The organism is Streptomyces sp. NPDC056479, assembly GCF_042795335.1.
Lineage (GTDB): Bacteria > Actinomycetota > Actinomycetes > Streptomycetales > Streptomycetaceae > Streptomyces.
In genome coordinates, this window is sequence record NZ_JBHTRZ010000002.1 from 24,913 (window position 1) to 48,551 (window position 23,639).

Consider the following 23,639-nt stretch of genomic DNA (forward strand, 5'->3'; position numbering starts at 1 on the left):
GAAACGCGTCGATCACGTCCGGAAAGACAACAGCTTCTAAACCACCATCCCGGAGCCGAAGGACCAGCGGGCCCACCGCAAGCGGCGCGGCAGCAAGGGCGGCCGACCCGCCGGCTTCGAAAGCGAGATCCACAGGCGCCGTAACGAGGTCGAGCGGACCATCAACCGGCTCAAGAACTCCAGGGCCGTCGCCACCCGTCGCGAGCGCGACGCAGTCGCGCCGATAGGCGGTGAGCACGCCCAGGAGGAGGCACGCAGACTGCCATCCCCCGAGAAGACGGATGGCGAGCACACCACCATATGGCACGTGTGCTCACCCTGCCCCCATTCCGCGCACCTCGCGACGCCGGGTGAACACCGAGCCGATACGGGGCGTCCAGCAAGTGTCTGCTCAGCGCGGGCCGCAGTACTCGCGACCCGCCCCGTGATCCGGCCGCCCGGCATGTGCCACGATGCAGTGAACTGACGTTCGGGGGAACGCGTTCAGCGGGGGACGGAGTGGAACAAGGGAAGCGGGACAGGCGCCGGGCGTTACCCGGGGCAGGCGTCGCCGCCGGGGTCGTAGGGGCGTTGGCCGTCGCCGCCATCGTGCTGCGGCCCGCAGAGGGGTTGCTCCATTCCGGTAAGGGGCCGCTCGGCCAGTGGGGCATCGTCGCGATCGGGCTGTCGGTCGCCTGGACGGTGGTGGCCATGTTCGTCACCCGGCGCCTTCGTCACCGAATCGGCGCCGACCGCACCGCGCTGCCACCGGGCGAGGAACGGCTGCGGCAGGCAGCCGTGCCGTTGCTGGTCGCGGGACCGGGCGTCATCGGCGTCCTGGGCCTGGTCCTGCACCGGTTCGATCACCGCAGCACTCCACCCACCCCACCTGTGGGGCCACTGCCCTCCTCCCAGCCGACTGGCCCCAACAAAGAGACGTCCGGCGGGAGTTCAGGGCACGAATGGGCCCTGCCGCCGTACCTCCTGCTCGGTCTGCTGGCCGCGGTGGTAGTCGTGATCATCGCGGTGGCCGTCGTGCCGCGGCTGCGGCGGCACGGGCTGAGGGTGCCGCCGCACCTCGACCCCGCGGGCGCCGCGGCGGAGGCCGAGGACGCCCTTCTGCTGCTGTACGCCGTACGCTCGGGCCGCCGCGCTCTGGTCGACGCCGGCGACCCCCGAGCGGCCGTCATCGCCTGTTACGCCGCGATGGAGGACGCTCTCGCGGCGTCCGGCGTGCGGCGGCGCGCCTCCGATAGCCCCGCCGACCTCCTCACCCGCGCCGTCGACGCGGGCCTCGCCCCGACTCCGGCCGCGCCCCGTCTCACCGCGCTGTTCCGCGAGGCCCGTTACTCCTCGCACCCCATGGACGCCGCGCACCGCGAGGCCGCGGCAGAGGCCCTGGAAACGATCGCCTCGCTGCTCCAGGACCGGGAGTCCGCACGGTGACCGGGCCAACGGGCAAGGGGCAGATGCCGGGCATGCTCACGCTACGGCGGCGGCTCGGACTGCTCGGCGGCGCGGTCGCCGGCTCCGGTGTCCTGCTCGTACTGCTCCTCGACGGGCCTCGGGCGGCCGCCGCCCTCGTGACCGTGCTCGTCGTCGCGGCGCTCGTCGTCGCCCGCTACGTCGCCGGGGCGGACGCCTTCGACTACGGAGGACGGGACGAAGTACGGCTGCTGCAGACGCGGGCACCGGGCATGGGCGAGTGGCGACGGAACGTACGGACCGCCACGGGGCCCGACGGCGCCCTGTACTACCGCGCCGTACTCCAGCCCGAACTGCGCCGCCTGTACGCCGCGGCGCTCGCTGAGCACCACCATGTATCGCTCGACCACCAGCCGCAGCGTGCCGCCGAGTTGGTCGGGCCCGAGTTGTGGCCGTGGCTGGGGCCCGAGCCGCCCCGGACAGGGCCCGACGGCGACATTCCCCTCGACGTGCTGCGCCGCCTCGTCGACCGGCTCGAGGAACTCGGCACACCCCGCACTCGTACTCCCCGCACTCGTAAGGAAGAAGCCACGTGACGAGTCCCTCCACGCCTCAGTCCCGCACCGCCGGGCAGGTCGGCGAGCAGGCCGGTGCCGTACTGCGCGAGATCGGCCGTGCCGTCATCGGCAAGTCGGACGCCCTCGAACTCGTGATGCTGGCCGTGCTGGCCGGCGGTCACGTCCTGGTCGAGGACCTGCCGGGGCTCGGCAAGACGCTCGTCGCACGGTCCTTCGCCACCACGCTCGGCCTGGACTTCCGCCGGATCCAGTTCACGCCCGACCTACTGCCGTCGGACGTCACCGGGACGCCGCTGTACGACCAGCGGACCGGCGAGACGGTGTTCCACCCCGGCCCGATCTTCACGCAGCTCCTGCTCGCCGACGAGATCAACCGGACCCCGCCCAAGACGCAGGCCGCGCTGCTCGAGGCGATGGCCGAGTCCCAGGTGACCACGGACGGCGAGACGAGACCGCTAGCCGACCCGTTCCTGGTGATCGCGACCGCCAACCCCGTGGAGTACGAAGGCACGTACTCCCTTCCCGAGGCCCAGCTCGACCGGTTCCAACTCCGTGTACGGATGGGATATCTGGACGCCCGGGAGGAGCTGGCGATGCTGCGGGCCCGGATCGACCGGGCCGCGCCCGAGGCCGTACTCGACACGCTCGCGGGACCGGCCGACGTCGTGGCGTGGCGGGCCGTCGTGGAGCGCGTGGAGATCGACGACGACCTGCTCGAGTACGCCGTCGCACTCGTCGGCGCGACCCGGGACCACCCCCAGATCAGCATCGGCGCCTCACCGCGCGGCGGACTCGCCCTGGTGCAGCTCGCGCGCGCCCGCGCCGTGTTGGACGGCCGTGACTACGCCGTTCCGGAGGACGTCAAGAACCTTGCGGTGCCCGCCCTGGCTCACCGGGTATCGCTGCGGCCGGAGTTGTGGGTGCGCGACATGTCCACGGACGACGTGCTCCGCGAGATCGTCGACAGCGTCGACACGCCGTCCACGCGGCGTACGGCCGCCCTGCTGCCGTGACCGCGCAGGCACCCGCGCCGCGGCCCAGCGGCGCAGTGATCCGCGCCCTTGAGGGGCGCACCTCCCCCGCGCAACCGCCGCCCCGGCCGCCCGGCGGGCCACGCCCGGGCGAGCGGACGCTGCGCCTGCTGACCATCGCCGTCATCGCACTGTCCGCCGCCCTGCTCACCGGCCGGGCGTGGCTGCTCGCGCTCGCGGCGGTGCCGCTGGTGCTGCTCGCGCTCACACTGCCGCGCGCCTACGTCCGCCGTATCGAGACGTCGGCAACCGTCGAACCCGGACGCTGCTTCGAAGGCGACATCGTCACACTCCGCATCGCGGTGGCCCATGACGGCGGCGGCGCCGTCCGCCTCGACCCCGGCGTCACGCTCGGCCCGGGCCTGCGCCTCGACGAAGTCGTCGTCGGCCCGTCCTCGGTGACGCTGCGCCACACCGCGTTGCGCTGGGGGCGCTGGTCGCTCGGCCCGGTGGACCTCGACGTGTACGACGCCGGCGGTACCGTGCGCCGCACCGTGCGGGTCGAGGCGGCCGAGGTGTCGGTGTTCCCGCAGGCCGTGTCGGCCAGGTTCACACCGATCCCGGTGCGACTGCCGCAGCGGCTCGGGGAGCACGCCTCCCGACAGGCAGGAGAGGGCGTCGAGGTCATCGGGGTCGGGCCGTGGGTGCCCGGGGAACGGCAGCGGCGTATCCACTGGCCGTCGACGACCCGGCGCGGGTCCGTGCAACTGCACCGCTTCGCGGCCGAGCGGGCCGCCGACACGGTGATGCTGCTCGACGCGTTCGGGGACGTGGTCGACCCGGTGACCGGGGTGTCGTCCCTGGATGAGACGGTGCGGGCCGCCGCCGGGCTGGCCCGAGCCTATCTGCGCACTCACGACCGGGTGGGCGTTGTCTCGATCGGGGGCACCACGCGGTGGCTGGCACCGGGGACCGGAGACGCGGCGTTCTACCGCATCGTCGAAAGCGTCCTCGACGTCCGCAAGGACCGGCGTTTCGACGGGCCCGGGCTCGAGCGGGTACCACCGCCCGCGCTGCCGCAGGGGGCTCTGGTGTACGTGTTCACCCCGTTGAGCGACGCACGGGTGCTGAAGGTGCTGCGGGATCTACAGGGGCGGGGGCGCCGGCCGGTCGTCGTGGAGATCCCGAGCGGTAATCCGCAGGTCGAACCCGGCGATGCGGCGGGCGAGTTGGGGTTGCGGTTGTGGCATGCCGACCGGGACGCGATGCGGTTCGCCCTGCGGGACAGCGGCGTTCCGGTGCTGCGGTATGTCGTGGGTGAGTCGTTGGATCTGGCGTTGGCGCCGTTGCTGTCGGGGCGGGTCGGGGGGCGGGGATGAGCGCGATGAAGGTGCTCGATGCGCGCGCGGGCTTTCGGGAGTACGCGCGGTATTGGGCCCAGACCGTGGCGGTACGGGTGCTTGCGGTGGGAGCCGTTGTGGTGGCGTGGCGGCCGTGGGTGACGGTGGGCGGGGCGCCGGAGGCGTTGCTGCTCGGATGCTCGGTCGTCTTCGCCGTGTGGGCTGCGCCGGCGGTGGACCGGCGGCCGTCGCTGGATTCGGCGCGCTGGTCCTACGTTCTGCTGCGGCACCGGACGACTGTGCTGGCGGGCGGCGTTGTGGTGATCGCGGCGTTCGGGGATCCGGCGTGGTGGGAGGCGGCCGGGACGGTGGGGCTGTTGGTCGCGTATCTGGTGACGAGTGAGACATGGCCGTGGAGGTGGGGGCGCGGGGCCGCGCGGGTGTGGGGAGAAGCGGCTTTGGCGTGTGTGGGCGCCGGGGTGGTGGTGGCCGCTGCGGTGGTGCCGGTGCCCGAGGCGGGGTTTGGGCTGGGACGTGTGATCGCCGCTTGTGTGGTGGTGGGGATGGTGGTGATCGGTGGCGGAGTGTTGAGTGCTCGGTGGAGGGGTGAGGACGGGTAGCGGGCCGGGAGGTGGATGTTGCAGGCGTGGCCGACGGTCGTCCGCCGACCCGTCCCCGGCGTTGCCGATGGGCGATCTGCCTTCCCCAGCCAGATGGATCTTGCAGGTGAGGCCGCTCCGGGAGCGTCCGAGCCCCTCGTCGGGGCGGTGTTGCCGGGGCGCGGCCTCTTCCCGATCTGCGGGGGCCTCTTGCGTGCTCCGGCCACTGGTGCGGTTACCGCGTGCGTCGTACCCCTGACGCCAGACCTCGCCCCCGGACAAGACCGTCTCCACGGGGAGGTGGAGCCGGTTGTAGCGGGTGCGGGCGGTGGTGCCGTCGGCGAAGCACCGCCTCGATGCGATGCCGGCAAGAAGACCGGCTCCTCACCCAATCCACCGACCCCGTCGCAGCCCTCGCGCACCTCGCCCGCGTACAGACCACAGCCCCAGAAGCGCCGCACGTCACCGATCCGGCCGAGCCCGGCCCACCAAATCCCGAGCCAGCCCCTCCTGCACCCCGTGACCACCCCATGACCACCCCAGGCGACGAGCCTTGCCAGGCAGGCAGCCAGCGACAGCTCGGCGGTCCCCGCGCCCAGGCCACCGAGGACCATGCAGAGGACGTGCGGTGCAGGGCCTGAGCCCTGGCTCGGCGGGCCGGTGATCTGGCGCACGCGCCGAATTCCGTGCCACACCGCAGGGCGCCGCCGACGCGGCCAGTCTGGGCGACACGCTGGAATGGGCGGTCGTCGACGGCCGGGATCAAGCCGATCAAGAGGCATTCCAGCAACTCAGGATCGGCTTTGAGGAAACTCATCTACGACCGTCTGCCCGACGTCGTCGACCGGTCCTGGACGAGTGGCCCACTGGAAGTGGGTGCAAGTGGCCCAGTCGTTTGGGCTGCTTCCCTCCTAGGGTCGGAAACGTGATCACAACGGCACCGGTCAGCCGTCCTTCGTCCGCTGCTGTGTGCGGTGGCGGAAGCAGGCGGCCAGCGCTGGGCTGGTCATAGCGGGTGGTCGGCCTTCTGGGGGCCGATACCTGCGCCCACCATGCGCGATGCCCACTCCCCAACCGTCCCCCCACTCAGAGGAGCCCGCATGCAAGCCATCACCGTCCAGGACCGTGACGCCGGTGTCAGCGGCCTGGCCCTCTCCGAGCTGCCCCACCCGCGCGCCGCCGAGAACGACGTGATCGTGGAGGTCCACGCCGCCGGATTCACCCCGGGCGAGCTGGCCTGGCCCAGCACCTGGACCGACCGGGCCGGTCGTGACCGGACCCCGAGCGTGCCCGGCCACGAGCTGTCCGGCGTGGTCACCGAGCTCGGCTACGGCACCACCGGCCTGACGGTCGGGCAGCGCGTGTTCGGTCTGACCGATTGGACCCGCAACGGCTCGCTGGCCCAGTACACGGCGGTCGAGGCCCGCAACCTGGCCCCGCTCCCGGCCGATGTCGACCACGTCACGGCCGCCGCGCTGCCGATCTCCGGGCTCACCGCCTGGCAGGCCCTGTTCGACCACGCCCACCTGGTCACCGGCCAGAGCGTGCTCATCCACGGCGCCGCGGGCGGCGTCGGCTCCATCGCCGTGCAGCTGGCCCGCGAGGTCGGCGCCCGGGTGATCGGCACCGGCCGGGCGGGCGGCCGCGATACCGCCCTCGGCCTGGGCGCGGACGCCTTCGTCGACCTCCAGGCCGAGAAACTGGAGGACATCGGCGAGGTCGACGTCGTGTTCGACGTCATCGGCGGCGAGATCCTCGAACGCTCCACGGCACTGGTCCGCCCCGGCGGCACCCTGGTCACCATCGCCGAGCCGGTTGCCGTCCACCCCCGCGACGGGCGAGCCATCTTCTTCGTCGTCGAACCCGACCGGGCCCGCCTGGCCGACCTCGCCCAGCGGCTGCGGGACGGCCGCCTCAAGCCGATCGTCGGCGCCGTCCGGCCCCTCGCCGAGGCAGTTTCCGCGTTCACGCCGGACAAGCGCACCCCCGGCAAGACGATCATCCGCGTCACCGAAGACTGAGCAACAGAGCCCGTGGACGTGGTGTTGCCTCCGTCCCCGACAGCAGTCGATATCCCCACGGCGACGAACGCGCGCGGCACCCTGTGACTGAACCAAGAGGTCGCTCAGGCTGTTCCGGCACGTCCCGCGAGCCATACCAGCGGTAGGTACCAGGTCAAGTCGGCCACGGCCCAGGGCTGTTCCGCAGATCGTCCGTCGACGGGAAGACCACGGTCGGGTTCACGCCGCGGAGAAGGCGCGGAATCGGATGGACACGGCTCGGTACGGTGGCCGATGATCTTTGGCATGATCCGAGCCGCCACTGTGGACGACATCGCGGAGATCCACGCGATGATCCGTGAACTCGCTGAGTACGAACGGGCTGCTGAGCACGCCCGAGCGACCCAGGAGCAGCTCCGCGACGCGCTGTTCGGAGAACATCCCGCTGCTTTCGCACTGATCGCTGAGGACGACGAGACGAGGCGGACCGTGGGCTATGCCCTGTGGTTCCCCCACTTCTCGAGCTGGACCGGCAGGCGCGGCATGCACCTGGAGGACCTCTACGTACGGTCGCACGCCCGAGGTGGAGGACACGGTAAGGCTCTCCTCGCCTCCCTGGCCGCCGTCTGTCAACAGAACGGCTATGAGCGCTTCGAGTGGTGGGTCCTGGCCTGGAACGAACCGACGATCGACTTCTACAAGTCGCTCGGCGTGGAACTGCTCAACGAGTGGACCGTATGCCGGCTGAGCGGTGAACCACTCAAGGAACTCGCTGCCCAGGCCCCGGCAGACCTCAACCAGACCCCGGCCCTGTAGGACGGAGGGGCATGCAACCTCCTGTCGCAGCTGTGATCGAAGCCCACCGGACACTGGAAAGGCTCGTGGCCGGACTGAGCGACCAGCAGGTCGCCGAGGCATCCGCCCTTCCGGGCTGGTCACGCGGTCACGTCCTCGCGCATCTCGCCGACAACGCGAGAATGTTCGCCCGTCTCGCGGAACATGCCCTGCGCGGTGAACTCGTAGCGGGCTACGACGGCGGGGTCGACGAGCGCAACGCGATCATCGAGGCGTCGGCGGGCCGCAGCGCAGCCGAGCACCGCGCGCAACTCGCCGCGCACACCGCCGGGCTGGAGGCGTCCTGGGCGCGCGCCACCGACGTGGACTGGAGCCGACCCGTCACCTTCCGCAACGCGGACCTTGCCGCCACCGTCTACGCACGCTGGCGCGAGGCATGGATCCACATGGTCGATCTGGAACTCGGCGTGCGGCCGGACGACTGGCCCGAGGACCTGGCCGCACACGCCATCGACTTCCTCCTCGGCCGCCTTCCGGCAGGCACTCGCCTTCACGCCGAGGGTCCGGGCCGCCAGTGGTCCGTCGGCGACGGGCCGCCGGGCACGGTGGTCACCGGAGGCGTGCACGACCTGGCGGCCTGGCTGGCCGGACGTACGCCCGTGGTCTCACCGGTGGCGGCGGAGGGGCTGCCTGCTCTCGGGCCCTGGCCGCCCCACCCTCCACAGCGCCTGGACCGCCGGTGACGTCGTCACCGGGCAGCGTGGGGGACGCGCCGATTTCGGCCCGGGCGGCGGAAAGAACTGCCTGCCTCGCGCCCTAACCGCGTGCCCATGGCGAGCCGACAGCCGGATTCCGTTCTCGAAAGCAAGGAGCGCTATGCGTGCCGATATCGTCTGGTGGGACCTGTCCGCCTCCGGACAGACCATCGAGTCCATGCGTGAGTACCTGCGTGAGGAATCCGTCGCCGCGTTCTCCGAGGTGCCCGGGCTTCGCTTCAAGATGTGGCTCTCCGATCCGGACACCAACCGGTGGGGAGCCGTTCTGTTGTGGGAGTCGGAAGAGGCATCCCGCCAGACGCTGCCCAGCCGGGCGCTCGAACTCATCGGCTACCCACCGCAGGTCGCACACGGGTTCGACATTGAAGCTACGGCTGAAGGTCAATACGAAACGCAACGACTCGCCCTGCAAGGGCTGGCCTTCGCCGACACAATGCAGAGCAAATCAAGCTGACGGGCAACCAAAAGGGTTAGCAGGTCCTGACCCACGCTCAATTCGCCGCCGCTCACGCGCACCTCAGACAACGCCAAGCCGCTCGTCGTGGAACTCAGGCGACCAAGGACGACGTTGTCCGACAGAGGTCGCCCAGATCAACAGCTGTACGCATCATCACCTGGGGGGCGATCACCGACGCGCGTGAGGAGCAACTGCGCACGCAGCAGGAACGGCTGAACCTCGGCGCGGAACCATCTGGCCTGGTCGCCACAAAGGAAGCGCGGCTCTTGAGTCAGGCAACCGTCCGTGTGCATGCGGACGGTGTAACCGGTGGCAAGGATGACCGACAGCTGCGCCGGGCCCCTGCCTAAGAAGCCCTATCAGAATGATCTTTGGGGTGGTTGGATCACTCCGGGTGTGATGATCCGGGGGGTGTGGGGTGGCTCGGCCGAAGCCGTGGGATGTCTATGACAAGCTGTGGGCGGTGGCCGAACCGCTGCTGCCGAAGGTGGAGCGTCGGGCTCGGCATCCGGGACGCAAGCGGCTTCCGGACCGGCTGGTGTTCCAGGGCATCCTGTCCGTGCTGCATACCGGGAACGCCTGGGAACACCTGCCGCAGGAGCTTGGTTTCGGCTCGGGCATGACGTGCTAGCGCCGCCTGGCCGAGTGGACCCGGGCCGGCGTGTGGCCTCAGCTCCACGAGCTCCTCCTCGCCGGGCTCCGCAGCGCGAACGCCCTGGACTTCTCCCGGGCGGCGGTCGACGGCTCGCACATCCGGGCGCTGAAGGGGGATCCAAGACGGGACGAAGTCCTGTCGATCGGGGCAGGACGGGCAGCAAACATCACCTGATCACCGATGCCACCGGCATCCCCCTCGCCGTCACGCTGACTGGCGGCAACCGCAACGAGGTCACCCAGCTCATTCCCCTGCTCGAAGCGGTGCCAGCGGTACGCGGCAAGCGCGGCCGCCCCCGGCGCCGCCCGGACCTCGTTCTCGCCGACCGTGGCTACGACCACGACAAATACCGCCGCCTTGTCTGGGACCTCGGTGTGAAGCCCGTGATTGCACGACGCGGGACCGAGCATGGCTCCGGGCTGGGCACTCAACGCTGGGTCGTCGAGCGCGCCTTCGCCCACCTGCACTGGTTCCGCCGTCTGCGGATCCGCCGGGAGATCCGCGACGACATCCACGAAGCCTTCCTCACCCTCGGATGCGCCCTGATCTGCTGGAGGCCTCTTGCCGCGTCACGACAGCAGCCGGTCCCTGCAACAGAAGGTCCTTGAAGCACTGGAGCCAGTCAGTGCACGCGATCCCCGCACTCCGCCGGCAACAGCATGGCGCCTGGCGGCAGTTCGCCCGGATGCCGGGCGATCACCCGCAGACATGCTTCGAGAGAGCCCTCCGCGGGCGGGTACTCGAGGGTGAGCTCGTTCAGCACGGTAATGGCACCAGCGCGATGCAATTCCGCCGCGTGCACGCCGTCGGGGAGACAGCCGGCCAAGATGCCAAAGGCTGCCGTGTCGCTGCTGTCGGCGACACACTCGCGGATCTCGAAGCGCCAGTGCGCGGCCGCGTCGGCCAGCAATGACTTGCCCCTCTTGCCCAGCCCGACAAGGAAATCGGTGCGAGCTCGCAGATGGTGGGCGATGGCACAGCAGATGGGAAACGCGGTGCCGTCAGCAGCCGCCACCCGCGTGTACCCGGCATGCGGATAGCACAACAGAGCCTCATCAAGCAGCCCCAACGCAGTGGCCTTTGCCGCCGGGTGACCCTGCCGGGCGATGTCGAGAAGCAGCGGGGTCGCAATCACAGCCGCTGGGAACACCGCGGCACTGTGGCCATGAACAATTCCACCGCCGCCGAGCTGCGAGCCAGCCTCCGCCGCCTGTACCAGGTTCGCTGCCTCGGACAGGGCATGTAGACCACGGACGGCACGATCCGGTTCATACCAGTCGGGATGGCCCGGTATGGAGCCCCAGTCCACCGCGTCGATCTCATCCAGCACAGCAGCACCCTCGCACGCGGCCGCTACCTACCGTCCAAGCCCCAACGCGGCCTTGAAAGTCATTCCGTTAGTAATTCTAAGACCTCAAGATGCCCACTCGCAGGGGATACCCGGCCGGATCACTTGCGACGAACGCTCTCGCCGACCGCAGCGCCGGCACTTCAACGCTGCCGGCGCAGCCCCCGGATCCGTGCCCTCTCCTTGTCAGCCCGGTGCCCCGCTGCGCAGGCGTCCTGCGCCGCGGGGCACCGGGCGCACCTGCCTCCTGGCCCAGGGCTGACAGGGAGAGCGCTGCTGAACGGCGGGCGGGCCCGGCGTCGGGCACCGACCCTGCAACGGCGAAGCGCCTGCCCGCTGGGTGCGTCTGTGACGGCAGGCCCGGCATCGCGTGCGCATTATGCGCACCGTCTTCCGGCTCGGTGCCGCGGGTCGGGTGGGGACGGCCGGGGCGGGGTGGTGTGCCTGTGCCGTGCAGCGGGAAGGGCGTGGGGCGGGCCGGGAGCTGGTCCCGATGGCGACGCCGTCACCAGGCAGGTACCCGGCGCTGTCCTTGGATGCGGCGCGGACATCCGTGGGCGGGACGGCGTGCCCACGACCGCTACGCGTATGTCACGCCCCGCGACACCAGCCACCGCCAAGGACGTTGACCAGGGGGCAATACGGAAGTCCGGCCGGGAGTGAAAAGGGTCGCGTCGACCGCCGGCCGCTGCTCGATGGGCTTGGCGGCCCGGCCCCATTACGGAGGGCCGGGTCCAAGTGCCACGCCAGCAGGCTTGCTGCTGCCCTGGTCGGCGCAGGGTCAGTAACGCTTGCCGATCGCCCGGAAGCTGCCCACAAGCGCGAATGGCACCGTGGCTCCGTCGAGAACCGGCGTGCCGGCGATTGCGCTGTTGGAGTTTCCGGGCCCGATTTTCGAAATCGCAGAGCCGTTGTCACAGGTAATCCCGGTGAAGAATTCGATGGCCCTGTCACTCTCGTTCAGGACATTGAAGCTCGTCGCGGGGCTGCTGATCACGGCGGTGCACACACCCGGCTCGACGGAAAACGTGCGCTCGTTGACGAAGACCCGTCCATGATCGTCGTTCCGGTCGTTGCGGTCGTACCGGTCGTTGAAGTGCGTCTGGCCGTCGCCTCCCTGGGGAACATAGGCGGCGGCCTCCTGAACCGACGGTGCGGACTTCGGGGCGGAGCTGGAAGCCGCGGCATAGTTCACACCGGTTGCAGCAACGACGGTGACGACCACCGACACTGCGATCGTGACAACGGTACGCGTACGCATTCCCTCTCTCCTTCTCACGGGCATTCAGTTTCTCCATCTCTCAGGGTGTCGGCTGAGCCAGCCGACTATGAATGAACATACTGATGCCGAATTCTGTCGCCACCTCAGAAATTTCTGGAGGGCGATGTGAAGGGGCCGATCGGGCGTTCGGAAGCTCAAAGTCACGTTGGTGATGGCCCATCAGAAAGTCGGAAATGAAGGTGACTTGGCCCCACATTGGGCCGGTCGGGGGACGAGTCTGACACTCCTTCACACTTCTGCTGGCGTGTCAGGTATTGACAAAACTCCACGCGATGGTTAGAGCGCCGCCCGGTCCTCTGGATTTTTCCTGGTTCAGCGCCTGGCGGCCGGGACTGCAGCGGGAAGGCGCGGGTGGCCACGGGAGAAGTCTTGGCGGGGCCGTCGCATCAAGGCCAGGTCCCACGCCAGCCCAGGCCGGCCAATGCGGCCACAATGAGAGGGCCGCAAGCATCCACAACGACACGCTCACGCCGCTCGGTCGCCTCCCTACCCACCTCTAAGAGGACCAGCGCGTCGCTTCGGGCGTGCCCCCCCGGCGTGCGGGAGGTGTTTCGGGGCCGGGGGTGACGGGCGTCAAGGTCGAGGGGGTCAGGAAGGCGTGCCGCGCCGCCACCCTGTCCCGCACACGTGCGAGCTGTGCGGGATCTGCTGGTGCTGCCGCGTGTCCGTCGACCCCGATGGGCAGGCGTCCGGCTGCATCCTTTCCCGGTTCCCTGCAGCCGGGAACGTCCGCGGACGACGGATCGCCGACATCGGCGGCAGCGGTGCGGTGGCATCGGCTCACCGACAATGTGCCGATGCCGCAGAGGGGCCGTACACCGCACGACTCAGACGGCTGCGACTCGGCCGGCACCGGGGGCGGCGACCCCTGGCGTACCACCCCGGCCCCCACGCCGAGCCTCCAAGTGGCTCCGTGAGTGGAGAGCCAGCGCCGCTGAACCCGCCGACCGGGTCCACACACCGAGCCCCCCGCAGGCAAAGGCTCCTTGCCCATATGCCCCTGTGTTCGTGCCGCGGTGGTGACAGACCGACGACGGCCGGTGAACCCTGCATGAGCCGCCCACCGACGCCGCCTGCGGCCGTGATGACAGGTGCAGACGGCTCATGGGCCCGTGCCACCACCGCCGATGGGCGCACAGTCGTCCACCAGGACGGCCGCCGCCTGCGGGAGATCCCGGTCGCTCCGCGTCACTGGCGCCAGCTCGGTGAACTGCTGGTCCCCCCCAGCGCAGTCGTGGTGTCGCTCGCGGGCCTGCTCCGCCGGCGGCACGCCCCTGCAGACGCAGGCGCCCCCGGCACGGCCAGTGCGCCGGGCGCCCGCCCGGCGGCGACAGCGCGACTCACAGAGCCGCGGTCCTTGACATGCAGTCAGGGTCCGATCCAGAGGCGGTGTCAACGTCCGACACACCCCAGACGCACCGACAGGGTGAACACCACCCCCTTCATTCACCGCGCTGGCCTAAGCCGCCCGTCAAGCCGCATGCAACGACAGCCAATTGAAAGCACGTCAGGAAGATGCGGACATGCCCGCCCACCGCCCCGCATACGTCCGATTGGCCGCTTCGCGTCACACCTTAGAGATCTTCGGGATGCCGTCAGAAATGGCCCTCACTAGGTTCAATCCCAGATCGGCAGTTCAGCCGATTCCCCTGAAGAAGGAGAAGCCAGACATGCAGACGCGTACCGTCGCCCTGATCGCCGGCGCCTCGGCAGCCGTGGCCATGACCATCACCGGCGTGACCTACGCCTCCGCGGACGCCCCCCAGTCCGCCTCGCCCGTCCGCCCCGCCTCGGCCCCCCTCGGCGGCGACCACGAGTGGAAGGACGGATACAAGAAGCACGACGGCAAGATCCAGATCAACGAGCGGACCTACTCGGACGACCCGGGAGCCTGCGTCGCCGTGGTCCGCCCCGCCGGCACCACCTTCAACATCACCAACAACACCGACCGGACCGTGCAGTTCTTCGCCGCAGACAACTGCGACGCCGGCGGACCCGCCGCCACGGTCGGCCCCGGCGGCTCGAGCTTCGGAGTCGCCGGAGCCATCACCAGCAGCTTCCGCGTGGTCGACTAAAGACACCGCCGCGGCAACCCAGCCCTGAAAAACAGGCCGGCTGGGATGCGTTCAGTGGACACCCCCGCGTATCTGGAGCCCTGGCCCGCCGTAATCGGGCCGGGGCTCCGGCACACGGGTATTTCCTTCAGTCGGAAAACACCCGGCTGGGCTCGTTTCACACAATGAGCCCACCCCGCAGCGATCGCAAAAGCACGCGGGCATGCGGCTGATCGGCGGTCGCCACGGTCCATTGGCGCAAGTCCACGCGTTGCATTGGAAATGTGCGATCGGCTGACGCCACTGTGGAATAGCTGCCCGACGAGTGCGGGAGTGCGGCGTGGGACAGCTCGTCGGCGACGATGGCGCCTCATTCGGTGGCGACGCCGCCGGGTTGACAGGCCGCCAAGGACTCTCCGGGCTGGCGGGTCCCGCCGACGGCACCCGCCGCACCCGGCCCTAGGGCCAGCGCGACGGCGGGTCAGTCGGCGCCCGCGTCGGCGGAGGCGGTGGCAGTGACGCCTGGATGGCCCTGGCTGGGACGGCGAGCTACCGGCGGATATGCGCGATCAGCGCGGGCGGGCCGTCGCGGGCGGGCCCGCCCCCAACTGCGGTGGCCCGCTGCCGGCGAGGTGACCGGGCTCCCCCGCGCCGGCCTCTGCGCCCAGGGAGGGGGCATTCCGGAGTGTGCTGGTCTGATCGGTCCGGCCAGGCGCCCGGAGACGATCGGGCAGGCGGACGCGCCGGGATGAGGAGTTACGGGCTGACGGCAGGGGCCGGGCTGGTCCCGGGCGGGGGCCGGACGCGTGAGGCAGCTCCGCCTTTTCAGGGGACGACCCGCCTGTCCGGATGCCGGATCACCACCCACACGTCCGGATTGCCATATTTTCCGGTTACCCGCTGTCTTTCCCCTACGGAATGCCAAGGCCTGCCCACCCATGCCCGACGCACCGAACCGGCTACACCCCACACGCCGCCTGCACGCGCACACACTCAAGGTCTGCGCCGCGTACGCCGCCACCGCTCTCGCGGCATCGCTCGCCGCCTGCACCCCCTCCGGCCCGCCCTCCCGCACGCAGAACCCCTCCGTACGGGCGGCGGCGCCGGCCCCCGGCCCGGCGGCGCGCGCGGCGGACCACGACGCTCGCGCGGGCGCTCAAGCCCCTCCTGCCCGGCGGCGACACCCGCCTGGCCGTGGCCGTACTCGACCTGGACAGCGCCGGCCAGGAAGTCGCGCCTGGGGCGCGCGGTGAACCACGACGGCACTCCCGCCGCCACCGCCACCCTCACCGGCGAGCTCCTCGGCGAAACGGCCCACCCGCCGGCCTGGCCGGCCGAACCGGAGGGCCGCCCCACGATCATGGAACCTGCTCTGCACGGCCCTGCGGAAGCCTCACCGGGATGGTCGGCGAGGCGGTCGTCCGGGTGGCGTGTAGCCGGTCACTGCTCCGCGTCGCGGACCAGGAGTGCGATCTGCACCCGGTTCTCGAGGGCCAGCTTGGCGAACAGGTTGCCTGTGTGCGCCTTGACGGTCGCGACGCTGATGCGTAGCCGCTCGGCGATCTCCGGATTGCCCAGCCCGTCCGCGATGGCCCGGGCGGTGTCGAGTTCTCGTGCGGTCAGCGCGGACAGCTGTTTCCGCGCGGCTTCGCGGGACGAGCGGCGAGACTCGGAAGACTGTGGCCCGGTGGCCGCGGCGATCACTCGTGCCGTGGCGGCCGGGGACAGCACGGGGTTCCCGTCCGCGACCGTCCGCACCGCGTCGAGAATCCGCGCCGGCGGGGTGTCCTTCAGGACGAACCCGAGGGCTCCGGCGCGCAGCGCGCCGAGCACCAGATCGTCGGAGTCGAATGTGGTCAGCATGAGCACCCGGGGCGGCGCCGGCCGGGTGAGGAGTTCCCGGGTCGTGCTGAGACCGTCACGGCCGGGCATCCGGATGTCCATCAGCACGACGTCCGGTCGCTGCTCGTCCACCACAGTGATCGCGGCGTCCCCGTCGGCAGCCTCCGCTACGACGGTCAGGTCCGGTTCGCCGTCGATGACGAGTCGTAGCGCCAGCCGCACCAGTTGTTCGTCGTCGACGATGACGATCCGCACCGGCTCCCGCTCGCTGTCCACTCAGCTTCTCTTTTCGTGGTCGTGGTTCGGCCAAGGTAGTCGTGCGGTGAGGACGTATCCGCCGTCGGGTGTCGGGTGGTGGCCGAGTTTTCCGCCGGCGAGAGTGATTCGTTCGGCGAGGCCGAGCAGGCCGAATCCTGATGCCGGCGGTTGAGTGGTCTTCGTGGTGGCCGGGGAGTTATGGACGCTCACGTGCAGTTCGTCGCCGGCTGTTCCTTCGACGGTGATGTGTACGGGGGCGCCTGGGGCGTGTTTGGCGGCGTTGGTCAGTCCTTCCTGGATGACCCGGTAACAGGTACGTCCCACGACGTCGGACGGGTTTCCCGTCACCGTGGTGGTGAGCGTGACGTCCAGTCCGGAAGTGCGGGCGTCGGCCACCAGCTCCGGGATGCGGTCGAGGGAGGGCTGTGGCGGTTCCGGGCGGCCCGGGTCGGCGCGGAGCACGCCGAGGACGTCTCGTAGTTCTTCCAGCGCTTGGTGGGAACCATCGGCGATGCCACGGATCAACGTGCGGTTCTCCTCAATGGGCAGGTCGCCTCGGTGGTCCAGCACTCCCGCCTGCATGGCGACCAGGGAGATCCGGTGCGCGAGCACGTCGTGCATCTCCCGGGCGATACGGTTCCGTTCCAGGGCCCGTGCCTGCGCCGCCCGTGCTGTCTGTTCCCGTTCCGCGCTCTCTGCCCGCTCCCGCAAGGACCGCACCTCGACGCGCCGTGCGCCGATGGCCACGCCTATGGCCACCGCGATGCCCGCGCTCAGTATCGGGAGTGCGAGTTGGAGCCATATCGAGCCGGGCGGGGTCTTGATCGGGTAGAGCACGAGGGTGAGTTGCGACGCGGCCACGTAGACGAGCGCGACAACTCCGATCTCCACCGGACGACGACGAGTGGAGATCGAGCACAGAGCCAGAAGCGCGGCACCGACGGCGAGTGTCGACGCGCCCGAGGCGATGGCGACCGCCATGGCGACGGCGAGCGGGAACCGTCGCCGCCACAGGAGCGCCGCCAGGCAGCCGAGAGCCATCAGCGGATCACCGGTGACCAACCAGGAACACGTGTCGGCCGCGCACCCCCGCGGCAGCGCCGCACCGGTGGCGATCCAGAAAGGAATGCCCAGTGCGGCGGCCGCCACCAGTCGCCAGGTCTGCTGCCACCCCCCGAGCCGTGGCGCGACGTCCGTGTTCATCCGGTCATTGTCGCGAAACCGTGCGGCCGGTGCAGCAGCCCCTGGGACACTCCCGCCCTCGCCCAGAGTCGTATCACCGCCTCGACTCAGGTCGAAGGTGACTCGAGCCGCCGGGCCGATGTGCCGGTGAGGCCGGATGAACAGACTCGTATCCGTCACCCGATCGTTCCGGCGCGCGACCTCGTGCGCCCCCTCAGGAGGACACCAGATGCGCAAAACCCTGTCCCTCGCCCTCGCGGCCACCGCAGTCGCGGCGGCAGCGATCTCGGGAGCGTCGGCGGCGGCGACTCCGGACACGGTGACGGCCACGCCGGACTCCCTGCAATGGGGCCAGTGTCCGCAGAAGGCCGAATCACAGAACGCCGACGCGCCCCGTCTTGAATGCGCGACGCTCGACGTCCCGCTGGACTACCGCAATCCCGACGGCCGGCAGATCGAGATCGCCGTCTCCCGCCTGGCGAGCAAGGACCCTTCGAAGCGCCGCGGTGTGCTGCTGACCAATCCGGGCGGCCCCGGTGGCTCCGGGGTGGACTACCCGGCCCAACTCGCCGGCGTCGGGCTGCCGAAGGACGTCCTCGACTCCTACGACGTGATCGGCTTCGACCCGCGTGGCGTGGGCCGCAGCACGCCGGTCACCTGCGACCTGACACCGCAGCAGCAGGCACGCGGCAACTTCCCGCCGTACGCGCACACCGCGGCCGACGTCGCCAAGGAGGCGTCGTACGCGCGGACCATCGCCGAACAGTGCGCCACGTCGCGGACGGCGTGGATGCTGCCGCACACCACCACCGCGAACACCGCGCGCGACATGGACCGGATCCGGGCAGCGCTGGGCGAGCCGAAAGCGTCCTACCTCGGTGCCTCGTACGGCAGCTACCTCGGCGCGGTCTACACGACGCTGTTCCCCGGGCGCAGCGACCGGATCGTGCTCGACAGCAACCTGGGCCCTGGCGGCTACGACCTGGCGAGCTTCCGCCTGCTCGGTCGCGGAATGGAGGACCGGTTCCCGGACTTCGCGGCGTACGCGGCCGCGCACCCCGAGTACGGTCTGGGCACCACACCGAAGCAGGTGACCGCCAAGTTCTTCGAACTCGTGAAGCGGCTGGACGCCGAACCGGTCGGCGACGTCGACGGGACCGCGTTTCGCGGAGTGACCTTCGAGAGCCTCTACTTCGAGGGCCTCCTGCCCCGACTGGCCAAGGATTGGCAGGCGTTGGACCAGGGCAAACCGATGACGACTCCGCCGCCGCAGATCTCGGAGAACTTCCTGGCCAGTCACTTCTACGTGACCTGCGGTGACTCCCGTTGGCCTGGCAAGGTCCGGGACTACCAGCGCAATGCGGCGATCGACCGGCTGAAGTACCCGATGCTGGGCGGGACCACCGGAAACATCAAGCCCTGCGCGTTCTGGCCGGACAACCGGGTCGAGCCGCCGGTGCGGATCGGTGACCGCGGCCCGTCGAACGTACTGATGGTGCAGAACGAGCGCGACCCGGGGACACCGCTGGTCGGCGCCATGAGGCTTCGGCGGGCATTCGGCGACCGGGCCACGTTGGTGACCGCCGACCAGGGCGGGCACGGTGTCTACCCGTTCGGCCGCAACACGTGCGCGAACAGCACGGTGACAGCGTTCCTGACCAACGGACAGCGCCCGGCCGAGGACCTCGCCTGCGCGGCGGAGCCGAACAAGTAACGGAGCGGACGCATGATCAAGGAGTGGCGGCACCGTCGTGCCGTACAGCGGGTCATGCCCGGGGACGGGCGAGAGTTGAAGCGTTTCCGCTGGTGGCAATTGCCTTTCCGCGCGCTGTTCCATCTGCGGCTGGCGGGCGACGACGGCCGCGAGACGGTCTACGCCGTCGACGTCAGGCACTGGCAGAACCAGTCGTCCGGCAACGTCAAGGCCCACCTGTATCTCGACGGCACGCTGGATGCCGTCTCCAAGCTCCCTGCCGTCTTCCCCGTCCCGGGCGGCACCGTCGAAGTGAAGATGAGCGGATTCGGCCTCAAGCGCTGTCACTACGTCACCGACGAAGGCCGCGAGTTCCAGCTGGTCCCGGACTCCGACTCCGCCGAGGGGCGACGGGCGCGCCTCGAACACGCGCACCCCGCGCTGAGCCGCACCATCGGTCTCCTCTCGCTGTGCGTGCTCGTCGCGGCCCTGGCCGTCCTCGTCCCACAACTTGCCGAACAGCTCACCAGGTCCGAGGGCATCGCCCAGCACACCGGGACCTTCACCTCGCCCATCGACGTGCCGATGTGGGGCAACATCGCGATCGGCGTCGCCACCTTGGCGGCCAGCACAGAACGCGCACTGCGACTGCGCTACAGCCACCTGCTGGACGGAGCAGCGGGCTGATCCGCCCAACCACCCGAGGCGTCCCAGCCGCGCCGGCGACACCCCGCCGGCGCGGGCGAGCGACATCCACCCCCACACCGCAACACCCGCCCGGCCGGCCCAGGCCCCTTCGCCTGGATCAGCCTGGCGTAGGCCAAGCGCAACCGATCCTCACAGCCGAGCTGATCCAAACGACAGGGCCGAGATCGGGATGACGCCAGCCGGTTGCGACGCCTCCTCCTGTCTCCGCATTCGCCCACTGCACCCGGATACGTTTCCCGTGCTCAAGACAGAGCCCGGACGTGTCGCACAGATCATCGTCACCACCGATCTGCTGCAGTCGGCCCGGCGCGGGGACCGTCCCCAGCCCGTCCCCCCATTGCGCCTTGGCCGCAGCGGCGGCTTGACCCAGCAGCACTCAAGAGCGTCCCCTCCTTCGGGAAACACGGACGCGCTCAACGAATGCGGCACTCGGTGAGCGGCAAGCGACAAGCCCCACACCTGACCCGACCGCTCCCGAGAGCCGGCCTCACCGGTCCTCACTCGGTCGCACGACAGCAGGCCCTGGAGGAGCGACGACGAGGCGCACCCCAAGCTGACCACCAACCGTCGTCGGTCCGTCGCCACCCGCAGCTGGACGGCCACACGCGCCTGATCCGGCCGCGAAGAGGCCAACGGGGTGTTTCCCCGGCAGTGTCGGGCGGCCGTTGAGGGAACGTTCAGCCATGCTGGGGCAGGGCATCACCCCTTCTTGCGGCAAGGAGCACCAAATGCCGATGGACCCGGTTGGACGATTCCTGGCAGCCCTCGACCCGGAGCGGCGCGAGGCCATCGGCGCCAAGTCGCGCCAGGAACAAGAACGCCTTGCGGCGGCCTGGGAACGGGAACTGGAAGCGGACGATGAGCTCGATACCCTCGACGAACTCTCACCGCCGGCAGCAGAAGCCGAAGCCGCCCGCCGCATCCTGGACCGCAAAACTGACTAGCAGTGTCCTGACGTTCATGAGCGGAGCCAGATGACGAGTGCGGCCGCGGCGACCGTTCTGGGTTTGACGTAGCCACGCTTCTCGAACCTGGTCGTGTTGCACTCCTTGCGCGGCCACTGACGACCAGGTCAGGAAATGTGCTCCGTCTTCGTACTGCGACTGAGATCTGCAGTCTCTCCCGGCATGGACATCACCGGATCACTCGGTCACCGTCGCTGATCATCCGGTCTGTTCAGGGCGCCGCACGAGGCGATCCAGCGAGGGCGCCAGAACCGGGGCAAGCGCATCGGCGTACGCCTCCGAGAGGTGGCTGTCGTCGCGGTAGACGGCGGTATTGGCGACGACTACGGGGCAGATGCCGGTGCTAGGGGCGCAGAGCCAGGGGGTGGGGTCGATGACTGTGGTGGCCGTTGCGGATGCGGCGGTGCGCACGGCGGTACCGCGGCTCGCGTCGCGGGTCGCGTCCGGCAAGTGGTGTGCGCAGGCGCGTAGTTGCAGGGAGTTCCTGGCGGCACAGTCGATCGGGTCGCCCTTGGGCCAGGGGGTGTCGAGCAGGGCGGCGACCCGGGCGCCGGAGGTGCCCAGATTGCGGAAGGTGTTCTCGAAGCCGGCTGTCCACTGGTGGAGGGGGTCGGCGGTGGGGCGGGCCAGGTCTCCGGCGTCCGAGGAGGAGACGACGACCAGGTCGGGGCGCAGGGTGTTGATCCTTACCATGGCGTTGGAGCGCCAGGTGTCGCAGGCGTTGTACGGCTTGTGGCCGCTGACGGTGGTCACGTCGGCGACCTTGCAGGAGGCCTTCGTCAGCGAGACCAGCTTCCAGTCGCGTGTGGTCGCGAGCCGTTGCAGGGCCGGGAACCACTGGGCTGCGTGGGAGTCGCCGAACAGGACGACCGTACGGGAGGAAGTGGGGTCGCCGTAGACGCAGGGCCGGGTGCTGGTGGCGGCGTAGTCGACGTGGCAGCCGTCTCGGTAGACCGCGGAGCGGGAGGACTTCACCTTCGGCAGGGGCGGGGCGAGGTTGCTCGGCAGGGCAGTGGGGGACGACGCCAGGAGTTCGGCCAGACGCGCCTGCGGGGCCCGCGTGTCGGAGAGAGCCTGCGTCAGCGCGGGTGCGGGGTCGCCCACTTCGATCGTCGGCGGGACCGCCGTCGCCGTCAAGGACAGCACCGAGGCGCCGGCCGACAGCGCGGCACCCAGGGCCAAGGCGCGGCGGGGGCGGCTGCGGAAGGCCCGGTGGAAGCGGACCGGGTTCTCGACGACTCGCAGAGTCAGCCACGCCAGGGCCAGCGCCGCCGCGGACAGCCCGAGCGCGAGTGGCACGTCCGCCGTGCCGTCGGCGCGGCCCAGCGCCGCCGGGGCTATGACCAGCAGCGGCCAGTGCCACAGGTACCAGCCGTACGAGAGTCCGCCGAGCCACACCAGCGGTCGTCGCCCCAGCAGCCACCCCGCGCCGTGCGTGGGGGACGCGCAGCCGCCGGCCAGGACGAGCACGGCACCCGCGACAGGCAGCAGGGCGTGGTGGCCGGGGAAGGGCGTCTCTTCGTTGAACCGGATTGCTGCCAGCGTGACACATGCCAGGCCGAGCCAGGTCAACGGGGCCGCGAGGGCCGCGGGCAGTCGTTCCAGCCGGCCTGTCGCCAGCGCCAGGAGTGCGCCGGCACCCAGTTCCCAGCCCCGGGTGATCGAGCCGAAGTACGCCCAGGGCGCTGAAAAGTTCGTCACGAGGACGCCCGCCACGAACGATCCCAGGACCAGTACCCCGAGCAACACCGCGACCAGCTGGCGCCGACCTCGGGCGAATCGCCAGGTGAGCATGAGGAGCAGCGGCCACACCAGGTAGAACTGCTCCTCCACGGCGAGCGACCAGAAGTGCTGGAACGGCGACGGCGGGCTGTTCTGGGCAAGATAGTCCGTACCGGCCGCCGCCAGCCGGAAGTTGACCGCGTACAGCGCGCTGGCGAGGGCGTCGCCCGCGTACTCGACGAGCCGCGCCTTCGACAGGAACAGCCACGCGCCGCCCAGCGTGACGGCGATGACCAGGGAGGCCGCGGGAAGGAGCCGCAGTGCCCGGCGGGCGTAGAAGGAACGGACCGACACCCGGCCGGTGGTGGCGAGTTCTCGCAGCAGCAGCGACGTGATGAGGAAGCCGGAAATCACGAAGAAGACGTCGACACCGATGTATCCGCCGCCGACCTGGGACACGCCGGCGTGGGAGAGCACCACCAGAGCGACGGCCACCGCGCGCAGCCCCTGGATGTCGAGCCGCAGGGCATGGCCTTGGGGCCGCGCGGACCTGCCTCTCGCCGGGACCGTACGTATCTCGGCGTACGTGATGCTCGACATCAGGGGGTGACTCCTTGGGGCGACGGACAATGCTCGGCTAGTCAGATCTGTCCGGCCGCCACACGGGGTTCCGCTGTTGTGGCCGCAACTTCGCCTCAGCCACGATGGTTCAACTGCGCGAAACCATCGGTTCACCCGCAGACAGCCCGTTGACGAGAAGCACTGAGCCCTTCGAGCGTCGCCGCAGGACATACTCGGGGGGCGACATCGCGCATTGAACGCAGGAGCCCGGGGCGCGGGCGGCGAGCAGAACGGTGACGGCTGTCGCCTACTCGTGGGCGGTGCCGACGGAGATACCGAAGCCGGCGGCGATCTGAGGGTGTCGTGTCGGCGTATGTACACCAGATTGACCAGAGCGTGCGGCACTTCGAGTGCGGCAGGAAAGCGAACCAACGAGGCAGTGATGATGG

At 70.1% G+C, this 23,639-nt stretch carries 18 protein-coding genes and 1 pseudogene; 14 read left to right on the top strand and 5 right to left on the bottom strand.

What is annotated here, in order from left to right; all coding sequences use genetic code 11:
* The first annotated feature begins 570 nt into the window (after positions 1 to 570).
* From ACFQ6S_RS06405 to ACFQ6S_RS06450, 10 genes and pseudogenes are all read left to right on the top strand, one after another.
* A complete protein-coding gene (locus ACFQ6S_RS06405; protein ID WP_383404405.1) occupies positions 571 to 1,425 on the top strand; it encodes a DUF4129 domain-containing protein in 855 nt (284 codons plus the stop codon).
* Complete coding sequence (locus ACFQ6S_RS06410; protein WP_383404407.1) at positions 1,422 to 2,000, top strand: hypothetical protein; 579 nt, start codon at positions 1,422 to 1,424, stop codon at positions 1,998 to 2,000. Before ACFQ6S_RS06405 ends, ACFQ6S_RS06410 begins: the two co-directional genes overlap by 4 nt.
* On the top strand, positions 1,997 to 2,995 hold the full coding sequence (locus tag ACFQ6S_RS06415; RefSeq protein ID WP_383404409.1) for an AAA family ATPase: 999 nt from the start codon (positions 1,997 to 1,999) through the stop codon (positions 2,993 to 2,995). Before ACFQ6S_RS06410 ends, ACFQ6S_RS06415 begins: the two co-directional genes overlap by 4 nt.
* Positions 2,992 to 4,332 carry a DUF58 domain-containing protein gene (locus ACFQ6S_RS06420; protein ID WP_383404411.1) on the top strand — a complete coding sequence of 447 codons (1,341 nt, stop codon included), beginning with the start codon at positions 2,992 to 2,994 and terminating at the stop codon, positions 4,330 to 4,332. Before ACFQ6S_RS06415 ends, ACFQ6S_RS06420 begins: the two co-directional genes overlap by 4 nt.
* Positions 4,329 to 4,913 carry a hypothetical protein gene (locus ACFQ6S_RS06425; protein ID WP_383404413.1) on the top strand — a complete coding sequence of 195 codons (585 nt, stop codon included), beginning with the start codon at positions 4,329 to 4,331 and terminating at the stop codon, positions 4,911 to 4,913. Before ACFQ6S_RS06420 ends, ACFQ6S_RS06425 begins: the two co-directional genes overlap by 4 nt.
* 1,079 nt (positions 4,914 to 5,992) lie before the next feature.
* Positions 5,993 to 6,913, top strand: coding sequence for an NADP-dependent oxidoreductase (locus tag ACFQ6S_RS06430; RefSeq protein ID WP_383404415.1), 921 nt, complete (start codon positions 5,993 to 5,995; stop codon positions 6,911 to 6,913).
* A 285-nt stretch (positions 6,914 to 7,198) separates the two neighbouring features.
* Complete coding sequence (locus ACFQ6S_RS06435) at positions 7,199 to 7,708, top strand: GNAT family N-acetyltransferase (protein ID WP_383404417.1); 510 nt, start codon at positions 7,199 to 7,201, stop codon at positions 7,706 to 7,708.
* Between the two features lie 11 nt (positions 7,709 to 7,719).
* Complete coding sequence (locus ACFQ6S_RS06440) at positions 7,720 to 8,430, top strand: maleylpyruvate isomerase family mycothiol-dependent enzyme (RefSeq protein ID WP_383404419.1); 711 nt, start codon at positions 7,720 to 7,722, stop codon at positions 8,428 to 8,430.
* Positions 8,431 to 8,563: 133 nt separating this feature from the next.
* Positions 8,564 to 8,917, top strand: a complete 354-nt coding sequence (locus ACFQ6S_RS06445) for a hypothetical protein (RefSeq protein ID WP_383404421.1) — start codon at positions 8,564 to 8,566, stop codon at positions 8,915 to 8,917.
* 421 nt (positions 8,918 to 9,338) lie between these two features.
* A pseudogene (locus ACFQ6S_RS06450) lies at positions 9,339 to 10,183 on the top strand (IS5 family transposase).
* A 14-nt stretch (positions 10,184 to 10,197) separates the two neighbouring features.
* Here ACFQ6S_RS06450 and ACFQ6S_RS06455 read toward each other — a convergent pair.
* Positions 10,198 to 10,905, bottom strand: coding sequence for a hypothetical protein (locus ACFQ6S_RS06455; protein WP_383404423.1), 708 nt, complete (start codon positions 10,903 to 10,905; stop codon positions 10,198 to 10,200).
* 799 nt (positions 10,906 to 11,704) lie between these two features.
* Complete coding sequence (locus ACFQ6S_RS06460) at positions 11,705 to 12,184, bottom strand: hypothetical protein (RefSeq protein WP_383404425.1); 480 nt, start codon at positions 12,182 to 12,184, stop codon at positions 11,705 to 11,707.
* Between the two features lie 1,691 nt (positions 12,185 to 13,875).
* Between ACFQ6S_RS06460 and ACFQ6S_RS06465 the strand changes: the two genes are divergently transcribed.
* Positions 13,876 to 14,280 carry a hypothetical protein gene (locus ACFQ6S_RS06465; protein ID WP_383404427.1) on the top strand — a complete coding sequence of 135 codons (405 nt, stop codon included), beginning with the start codon at positions 13,876 to 13,878 and terminating at the stop codon, positions 14,278 to 14,280.
* Positions 14,281 to 15,699: 1,419 nt separating this feature from the next.
* Here ACFQ6S_RS06465 and ACFQ6S_RS06470 read toward each other — a convergent pair.
* Together ACFQ6S_RS06470 and ACFQ6S_RS06475 are read right to left on the bottom strand one after the other, a co-directional pair.
* Positions 15,700 to 16,377, bottom strand: a complete 678-nt coding sequence (locus tag ACFQ6S_RS06470; RefSeq protein WP_383404429.1) for a response regulator — start codon at positions 16,375 to 16,377, stop codon at positions 15,700 to 15,702.
* Positions 16,378 to 17,562: a sensor histidine kinase gene (locus ACFQ6S_RS06475; RefSeq protein WP_383404431.1), complete on the bottom strand. Its 1,185-nt coding sequence runs from the start codon at positions 17,560 to 17,562 to the stop codon at positions 16,378 to 16,380. It abuts the gene before it with no gap.
* A gap of 208 nt (positions 17,563 to 17,770) precedes the next feature.
* Between ACFQ6S_RS06475 and ACFQ6S_RS06480 the strand changes: the two genes are divergently transcribed.
* The 3 genes from ACFQ6S_RS06480 to ACFQ6S_RS06490 all read left to right on the top strand — a co-directional run bounded on the left by ACFQ6S_RS06480 (position 17,771) and on the right by ACFQ6S_RS06490 (position 20,886).
* Positions 17,771 to 19,255, top strand: coding sequence for an alpha/beta hydrolase (locus tag ACFQ6S_RS06480; RefSeq protein ID WP_383404433.1), 1,485 nt, complete (start codon positions 17,771 to 17,773; stop codon positions 19,253 to 19,255).
* 12 nt (positions 19,256 to 19,267) lie between these two features.
* Positions 19,268 to 19,921 (top strand): hypothetical protein, encoded by a 654-nt coding sequence (locus ACFQ6S_RS06485; RefSeq protein ID WP_383404435.1) that lies wholly within the window; start codon positions 19,268 to 19,270, stop codon positions 19,919 to 19,921.
* A gap of 749 nt (positions 19,922 to 20,670) precedes the next feature.
* Positions 20,671 to 20,886, top strand: coding sequence for a hypothetical protein (locus ACFQ6S_RS06490; RefSeq protein WP_383404437.1), 216 nt, complete (start codon positions 20,671 to 20,673; stop codon positions 20,884 to 20,886).
* A gap of 219 nt (positions 20,887 to 21,105) precedes the next feature.
* Here ACFQ6S_RS06490 and ACFQ6S_RS06495 read toward each other — a convergent pair whose 3' ends face one another.
* Positions 21,106 to 23,229, bottom strand: a complete 2,124-nt coding sequence (locus ACFQ6S_RS06495) for an acyltransferase family protein (protein ID WP_383404439.1) — start codon at positions 23,227 to 23,229, stop codon at positions 21,106 to 21,108.
* Positions 23,230 to 23,639 lie beyond the last annotated feature (410 nt).